The organism is Limnoglobus sp. (assembly GCF_059499385.1).
Genome location: NZ_JCABYM010000055.1, coordinates 60,481 through 68,724 on the forward strand (window position 1 = coordinate 60,481; position 8,244 = coordinate 68,724).

Annotated in this window: 5 protein-coding genes; all 5 read right to left on the minus strand. The window is 69.6% G+C overall.

The features are described from left to right. Positions 1-13: 13 nt before the first annotated feature. The 5 genes from AC5JJ2_RS10665 to AC5JJ2_RS10685 all read right to left on the minus strand — a co-directional run bounded on the left by AC5JJ2_RS10665 (position 14) and on the right by AC5JJ2_RS10685 (position 8,115). Positions 14-1,276, minus strand: a complete 1,263-nt coding sequence (locus tag AC5JJ2_RS10665; RefSeq protein WP_495857966.1) for a branched-chain amino acid ABC transporter substrate-binding protein — start codon at positions 1,274-1,276, stop codon at positions 14-16. 64 nt (positions 1,277-1,340) lie between these two features. Next, positions 1,341-2,465, minus strand: coding sequence for a prenyltransferase/squalene oxidase repeat-containing protein (locus AC5JJ2_RS10670; protein ID WP_495857967.1), 1,125 nt, complete (start codon positions 2,463-2,465; stop codon positions 1,341-1,343). Between the two features lie 19 nt (positions 2,466-2,484). Beyond that, complete coding sequence (locus tag AC5JJ2_RS10675) at positions 2,485-3,489, minus strand: AAA family ATPase (RefSeq protein WP_495857968.1); 1,005 nt, start codon at positions 3,487-3,489, stop codon at positions 2,485-2,487. Continuing rightward, positions 3,486-7,100: a VWA domain-containing protein gene (locus AC5JJ2_RS10680; RefSeq protein WP_495857969.1), complete on the minus strand. Its 3,615-nt coding sequence runs from the start codon at positions 7,098-7,100 to the stop codon at positions 3,486-3,488. The genes AC5JJ2_RS10675 and AC5JJ2_RS10680 overlap by 4 nt, the downstream gene beginning before the upstream one ends. A gap of 85 nt (positions 7,101-7,185) precedes the next feature. Further along, positions 7,186-8,115, minus strand: a complete 930-nt coding sequence (locus tag AC5JJ2_RS10685; RefSeq protein ID WP_495857970.1) for an NHL repeat-containing protein — start codon at positions 8,113-8,115, stop codon at positions 7,186-7,188. Between the last annotated feature and the right edge of the window lie 129 nt (positions 8,116-8,244).

Below are 8,244 nucleotides of genomic sequence, written 5' to 3' on the forward strand. Positions count from 1 at the left end.
GAGTCCGGTGGGGTTATTTGTGGGTGACGGACAGGCTCTTGGAGAAGACGAACTTGCCGCCCTTCGCGACGACGCCGGTGAGGTCCTTGAGCGTCGTGTCGCCGTTCTCGTCGAACGACCACGTGGCGGTGACGCCGGGGAAGTCCTTGATCGCCAGCCCGGCCCGGCAGACCGCCGCCCGGTCCTTCACCCCGGCCTGCTTGATGGCGTGGAGGGCGACCCGGCCGCATTCGTACCCGTACAGCGCGTACGCCTCGGACGGCTCCTTGCCGAACTTCTTCTTGTACAGGTCCACGAACGCCTTCCCGCCGGCGGTGTCGGACAGCTTGTCCGGCGACAAGCCGGCGAACGTGCAGTAGAACCGCCCCTCGGCGATGTCCGCCCCGGCCGAGTCGATGAACGCCTGTTCGAGGCAGCCGTCGGGTCCCATCATCTTCACCGCGGTCATCCCGGCGGACACCATGTCCTTGAGGAGCTGCCCGCCCTTCGTCTGGGTCGTGCCGCCGAAAAAGACGAGGTGCGGGTTCTGTCGCTTGATCTTCACCATCAGGGCCGAGAACTCCTGGGCCTTGCCGTCGATGCTCTCCCGGCCGAGGACTTCGAGGCCGATCTTGCGGGCGTGCGACTCGAAGAAGTCGGCCACGCCCTTCCCGTACACCTCGTTGTCGTCGATGATGAACACCCGCGTCCAGCCCATGTGCTTGGCCCACTCCGCCCCGGCCGGGCCTTGCAGATCGTCGGTCGCGACGACGCGGGCGAAGTTCCGCTCGCCGCTCGGCTGGTACCGCTTCGGCTCGTCCCGCTCGCCGACGAGCGGCTTCGTCAGCCCCGGCGACGTGTTCGCCGGGGACACCATGAACAGCCGGGCCTTGTTCAGGATCGGCATGCTGAGCTTCGCCGCCCCGGAGTTGTACGTGCCGATGTACACCATCACGTCCGGGTCGCCCTTCGCGAGGTTGGCGTTGTTCGTCTCGACGGCCGCGTCCCACTGGCCGCTGGCGGCGCTGGCGTCGTCCAGATCCTTGTAGTCGATCGTGTACTTCTTGTCCCCGACCTGCAGTTTCAGCGCGCCGTTGACATGTTCGCACCCCTGGTCGAGGGCGAGGCGGATGCCGTCCACGATCGTGTCGGTCTGGCCCTTCGCGCTGCCGGTCCGGGGCAGGCTGGAGACGATGCGGATGAGGTCCGGGTCGCCGCCGGCGGGGGCGACGGGGAGGGCGAACCCGGCCGCCGCGAAGGCGACGACGGCGAGGACGGGTAGGATGCGGATCGGCATTCGGGGAACCTTGATTGCTGCGAGTGTAAGCCGGCGGCCGGGCGGCGTCAACCGCCCGGCGGCGTCACTTCTTCGCCGGCGGGACCGGGACCGGCGGCGGGACGCGGTAGTACACCTGTAATGTTAACAGCGTCATCGCCGTCGTGCCGATCCGCCCGCAGTGCGTGCCGATGTACGCCTTGTCCGCCGGCCAACTCCCGGCCGTCCGCGGGCCGTCCGCCTCCGGGCTTTGTTTCTTCACCAGCAGGTCCCGCACCTTCGGGTTCCAGTCCTTCTCCCACACCTCCCCGCCCCGCGACCGCGCGACCAGGGTGACGTAGTAGTAGCTGTAACTGTCCTCCCGGCCCTCGGTCGGGCGATTGGCCCGCAGGACCACCCGCTTCGCCCCCTCGTCGAAGCCGGCGTGCTCGGCGTCCCAGCCGTCGAAGCAGTACCGGCTCCACAGGCCGACGGCGGAGAGGGTCGGCGTCGGCGACTCGTTCGACGTGTACCCGTACTCCGCCTTCTTGTCTCCCTTCCCCACCTTGTCCAGGAACTCCTTCGCCAGCTTGATCGTGCCGTCCGGGACGGGGATGTCCTTCGTCTGCTTGGCGGCGTGCAGCGCCTGGAGCTGCCAGCCGAGGATCGACGTGTCGCCCTTCGTCCCGGCCGAGTAGCCCCAACTGCCGTCCGCCGCCTGCCCCCGGACGATGTACGCGACCGCCGCCCGCGCCGGGGCCAGCAGCGTCTTGTCCGCGGTCATCGAGTACGCCTCGCACAGCGCGAGCGTCGCGATGGCGTGGGCGTACATCGTGTTCGACCCGCGGAAGGTGCCCGTCGGCAGCTGGCTGGCGGTCAGGAACTTCAGCCCGGCCTCGACGTTTTTCTGGAACGGGTTGGGCTTGTCCTTGTCCCCCTTCTTGTGGGTGTGCCCGGCCGCCAAGAACGGGAGGACGCCCATGCCCGTGGCGGCGACGACCTCGGCGCGGGACGTGCCGTCGAACACCCACGCGCCGGTGGTCTTCACCTGGTTGTCGGCCAGCCACTTCAGCCCGCGGGCGACGGCCGCCTCGGACTCCTTCGTCCCGCCGTTCGCCAGCAGGAGCTTCTCCCGCTCGGACGCGGACCGCCCGGCGTAGGGCTTCGGCGGGTCGGCGGCCGGCGCTAACGGGGCCAAGGCCAGGAACATGAGGGTGGGCGCGCAACGCATCGGGGTAGCTCCGCTGAGCCTACGAGTCGGGTTTTTCTTTCACGTCGTTGACGATCGCCGCCAGGACCGCGTCGGGAGAGATGTTCTCGGCCTGGGCCTCGAAGTTCAAGAGTATGCGGTGCCGCATCGCCGGGAAGTAGACTTTGCGAATATCCTCGAAACTCACGTTGTACCGGCCCTCCAGGACGGCCCGCAGCTTCGCCGCGAGGATGAGCGTCTGCGCCCCGCGGGGGCTGGCCCCGGCCCGGAAGAAGCGGTTCGCGTCCGCGGTGGCGAACTCGTTGCCGGGGTGCGTGGCGAGCAACAGGCGGATGGCGTAGTCCTGCACCGGGGCCGCGACGAGGACTTCCCGGACGAGCGACTGCCAGACGCGAATCTCGTCCGCGTCCATCACCGCCCCGGCCTTCGGCCACTCGTTCTTCGTGGTGCGGTCGAGGATCAGGTTTAGCTCTTCGCGCGTCGTGAACGGCACGGTCAATTTAAAAAAGAACCGGTCGAGCTGCGCCTCCGGGAGCGGGTACGTGCCTTCCTGCTCGATCGGGTTCTGCGTCGCGAGGACGAGGAACGGCTCCTCCAGCTTGTGGACTGTGCCGCCGACGGTGACGCTGTGCTCTTGCATCGCCTCCAGGAGCGCCGATTGCGTCTTCGGGGTGGCGCGGTTGATCTCGTCGGCGAGGACGATCTGCGCGAACAGCGGGCCGGGCTGGAACTGGAACTGCCGCTTGCCGTCGGGCGTTTCGCTGATGATGTTCGTGCCGACGATGTCCGACGGCATCAGGTCCGGGGTGAACTGGATGCGGGCGAACTTCAGCGACAGCGCCGACGCCAGCGTGCGGACGAGCAGCGTCTTGCCGAGGCCGGGGACGCCTTCGAGCAGGACGTGGCCGCCGACGAACAGGCACGTCAGCACGCCGCGGACGACCTCCGGCTGGCCGACGATGACCTTGCCGATCTCGGCTTCGAGGGCGCGGAACCGGTCGCGGAACTGGGCGGCCCGTTCGGGCATCGGGGCGGTCGGGTTCATTGGTCCTCGTCCTTCTTGTCCTTCTTGTGGTCGGCCCGGTCGCGGGCCTTCTTCAATCGACTGAACATGTCCTGCGGCTCGTCCGCCTTCTTCTCCTCGGCCCGCGGCGGCGGGGCGGTCGGCAGTTGCCGGGCCGTCGGCTGGTCGCGAACGAGGTCGTCCGCCCCGGCCGGGGCGGGTTCGGTCGTCGGGGCGGCGGGATCGAACCGGCGGGCGGCGCGTTCGCGCTCGATGGCCTCCTGCACTTCCAGCTTCCGCCGCTGGAGGACGCCGAGCGTCGCGGACGATTCCGCCTCCGGCTTCTCGCGGAGCTTCGCCCAGAAGCCCGCGGCGACGGCCCGCACCTCCGGCATCTCGACGGCGATGCGGCGGACGCCCACGTCCAGAAGGACCAGCACCCCGGCGGCGAACACGAGCCAGTACCAGAACGGCTGGTACGCCCGCGACGTCTTCGTCGCGTCGCGGAACAGGTCGGACGACTTCGCGAGCTGTTCGAGTTCCGCGGGGTCGTCGGTGTAGTACCGGCCGCCGGTCAACTCGGCGAGTTGCTTGAGTAGGCCCGTGTTCGTGTCGAGGTCGGCGAACTCCTGCGAGTACGGCAGGGTCACGCCGGTGCGGGTGGTGTCGAACAGCGCACCCTTCGCCTTGCCGACGCCGGCCTGGTAACCCTGCACGGTGACGAAGTACGTCCCGGCTTCCTCGGCGGTGAACTCGGCCTCGTACTGCCCCGGCCCCTTCCGCTTGAACTCGACGACAGGAACCTTCTCGCCCGGCTTCGGCGGCCGCGGGAGCGAAATCTTGCCCTCCAGGTCCAACCCGTTCACCGGCCGGTCCTTCTCATCACGGGCCGTCACCGTCACCCGCACGCGGCCCTCGCGGTACTCGGACACGACCGTCATCCGCCCCGCTTCGGCGGGCCGCAGCGCCCACGTCACGGCCTGCTCCCAGAACTTCTTGTACATGTCCGACTCGACCCACTCCGCGTCCCAGCCCTTCACGGCCGACGCCGGTTGCGACCGGGCGTCGGAGGTGAACGCGACGGCCTTCCCCAGCCCGTACTGCCACGACGCCAGGATCGGGAATCGAATCTCCGACGAGATCGGCGGCCCCTCGATGCGGAATTGCGCGAGTGGCGACTCCTTGTACGTCGTCCGCACGAACCCCCGCAGCGGCGGCAGCTCCCGCGGCACGCCCTCGGTGATCGCGCCGACGATCAGGTGCTTCGGCAGGAACGGCTTGTCGTAGATGAACGACTGGCTGATGCGGCGGCTCTCCTTGATGTAGATCGACGGCAGTTGGCTCGGGTCCTTCGGCTCGTAGTAGCTGCCGGGGTTGCCGCGGCCGTCCTTCGTCGCCTCGGCGATGCTCTTCATCCGGTTGCCTTCCGCCGCCCCGTGCGTCGCCACGCCGACGGTCGTGCAGGTGATGTTGTTCGCCGCCATCTTCGCCGTCGCGTCCCGCCCGGCCTGGCCGTACTGCGGGTCGCCGTCCGAGATGACGATGCAGTGCCGGACCGACAGGTTGTAGTCCGGGTTCGACAGCGTGTCGGCCGCGGCCGTCAGGAACGGGTCGAAGTCCGGCATGTCCTGCGGGTCCATCCGGTCGATCTTCGCCAACAGCCGGCCCTTGTCCTGGCCGACTTCTTGGAAGGGAATCACCCAACTGACGCCCGCCGCGCCCGCGCCGAACCCGTACTGCACGACGCCGACCATGTCCGGGGCGCTCAGCCGCTCGATGGCAAGGCGGGCGATGACCTTCTGCCAGTGGTTGCCGTCGGCCATCTCCGAGGCGTGCATGACGAGGATCAGCCCCCCCTTCCCCGCGGCCATCGGCGACTTGATCTCGCAGAACACCGGCAGCGCCTCCTCGACGGGCGTGTTCTGATACCCGCCGGGGCCGAACGAGTCCGGCCCGCCGATCATGATGAGGCCGGTCCCCTGGTCGTGGACGGACGAGCGGATCGTCTCCATCTGGTCGCGGCTGAACACCTCGGCCGGGACGTTCGCCAACACGATGCAGTCGAAGTTCGTCAGGAACAGGGCGAAGTCGTCCGGCTCCGCGGGTAGCCGGGCCGGGGATGAGACGGACACCTTCACGTCCGCCCGCAGCAGCGTGCGGACGAGGTGCGCGTGTTCCGACTGGCCGTTCTTCGGCTCCTCGACGAACAGCACCCGCCGCTGGCCCTTCATGACGACGGCCGTGGTCGCGCGGTTGTTCGCCACGCGGTCGTTCGGCATGCCGACGACGACCTCGCCGAGCTGCCCGTCGGCCGACGGCTTGCCGGAGAGGATCGGGGTGAACGTGGCTCGGTACGAGAAGGATGTTTCGCCCGCCTTCGGCGGCACGTCGCGGAAGCGCAGCGCGTTCAGCCCCGGCTGAAGGATGACGGTCGCCGGCTTGCCCATCGGCGCGTCGATCACCTGCGGCTGGTCCGCCTCAATCGCGACCTGCTCGACCTTCTCGCCGCCGGCCTCGTTCAGCCCGACGCGGAGCAGTTCGAGGACGCCGCGGACCACCCGCGTCTTGCTCGTGTTGCGGATCAGCACCCGGAGCGGCAGCCGCGTTCCCGTCGTCGTGACGGGCGGCGCTTCGACCGACTGCACGAGAACCTCGTTCTCGTTCTTGTAGCCGGGGGCGACGGCGACCACGTCCACCTGCACCCCGTTCTGCCGCGCGACGGCGGCCTGGTCGAGGGCGTTGCCCATGTTCTCGTTCCCGTCGGACACGAGGACGACCCGCTTGCCGTTGCCCTCGGGGAAGGACGCGATGGCGAGCTTCAGGGCCGCGGCGATGTCCGTGTACTGCCCGTCGATGGGGCCGGCCATGCGGTCGTCCACGTCGAACCGTTCCCGCACCGACGCCGGGGGCAGGGCCAGCTTCGGCCGCTTGCCGAACAGGACGACGCCGGACTTGTCCCGCGTGTGTTCGACGCCCCGCAGCAGCACGGCGTCGCGGACGAAGTTCCGCACCCGCAACCACCGGCGGTCCACCTGGTCCGCGAGCGCCGCGGCCGGGTCGATGTCCTGCGGCAAGCTCTGCGACCGGTCCAGCACGAACAGGACCGCGACGTTCTCGCTCGGCCGGTTCACCCGCGGCTCGGCGAGCGCACACGCTAACAGCGCGACGATGCCGCAGCGCGTCGTGATGGCCACCCACCGCCGGTACGTGCCGAGGCCGGACAGGCTGTGCCGGGCGAGTTGCAACACGACGGGGATCAGCGCGAGGAGCAGAAGCCACCAGGGGCGGGTGAACTGCACGGACCGCGTCATGCGGAACAGTTCCGCGAGCGAATCGCCGAGGTCGGCCTCGACCCACCCGCCGAGGCTGAACAGCCCGACGGCGGCGAGCGTCAGCGCGAGCGGCGGCGACCAGACGCGGCCGAGGACGAGGACCGCGCCGGCGAGGATCAACCCGCCCGCGGCGACGGCGGCGAGCGCGGACGCGACGTGGAACCGGGTGAGGAAGTCGAGTTGCAAGCTAGTCAGCGCGAACCCACCCACGGCGAACGCGGCGAGTGCCGCGGCCAGCCACCGCGAGCGGAGCGCGAGCAGCGCCGCCGCGATGACGAGCATCGCGACGGCGAGCCAGTGAGTCGTCAGGAAGTCGCTCACTCACCCTCCAGGCGAACGGCACGGCGTAAGCGTGCCGGTTTCACTCGCCGCGGCTTCACCGGCACGCTTACGCCGTGCCGTTCGCCTAAAACCGCACCCGCTGCACCCGATGGTTCTCCGTGTCGATCACGTGCACCCGACCCTGGCCGTCGATGGCCAGCGCCCACGGGTCGGCCAACTGCCCCGGCCCGCGGCCCGGCTTCCCCCAACTCGCCACCGGCACGCCGTCGGCCGTCAGCTTCTGCACCCGGCAGTTTCCCCGCTCCACCACGTACAAGTAACCCGCCGGGTCGAACCCCAGGTCGTACGGGTACGAGAACTCCCCCGGCCCCGACCCCACGCCGCCGAACGCCTTCACGAACGCCCCGTCGCGGGTGAACGCCTGCACCCGGTGGTTGCACGCGTCGGCCGCGTACAGCAACCCGTCCGGCCCCAGCGCCAGCGCCCGCACCCGCTGGAACTGCCCCTCGCCGGTCCCGTTCGTCCCCCAGCACGTCACGAACTGGCCGGCCGCGTCCAGCTTCGTGATCCGGTCCGTCTGCCCGAACTCGGAGACGAAGTAGTTCCCGTCCGCGTCCTGCACGCAGTCGGAAATGTACCCGAACCGCCCCGGCTCCGTCCCCCCTACCCCGCCGAGCGTCCGCAGCTCCCGGCCGTCCGGCGCGTAGATTCGCACCGCGTGGTAGTGCGAGTCCGCGACGATCAGGTTGCCGTCCCGGTCCCGGCCCAGGCCGCTCGGCCGGCCGTTGCGGAAGTCCGGCGTGGTGAACGTCAACCCGGTGTGGTCGCCGTCCAGCGAGTACGCCTGCACGCGGGCGGTGAAATCGACGACGAACAGCGCGTCCCCGATGACGACCGCCGCCCGCGGCCGGACGACCTCCCCCGGCAGCACGCCGCGGCCGCCCCACACGCGGTCGGCCGAACCCCCGGCGTGGGAACGCGACAGGGCGACCGCGACCACCGCCACGGGGACCGCGACCGCCGCCAACAGGCCGAACCGGGTGGAGAGCCGCACGAATTCCCTCAGAAGTCCCCCTCAGCGTACCAGACGACGGCCCGGTCGCCCAATTCCACCGCCGCTGGACTTTCCCCGGATCGAATCTTAGACTGCGCCGGATAGTGAACGTGTGTTCACATCACGCCG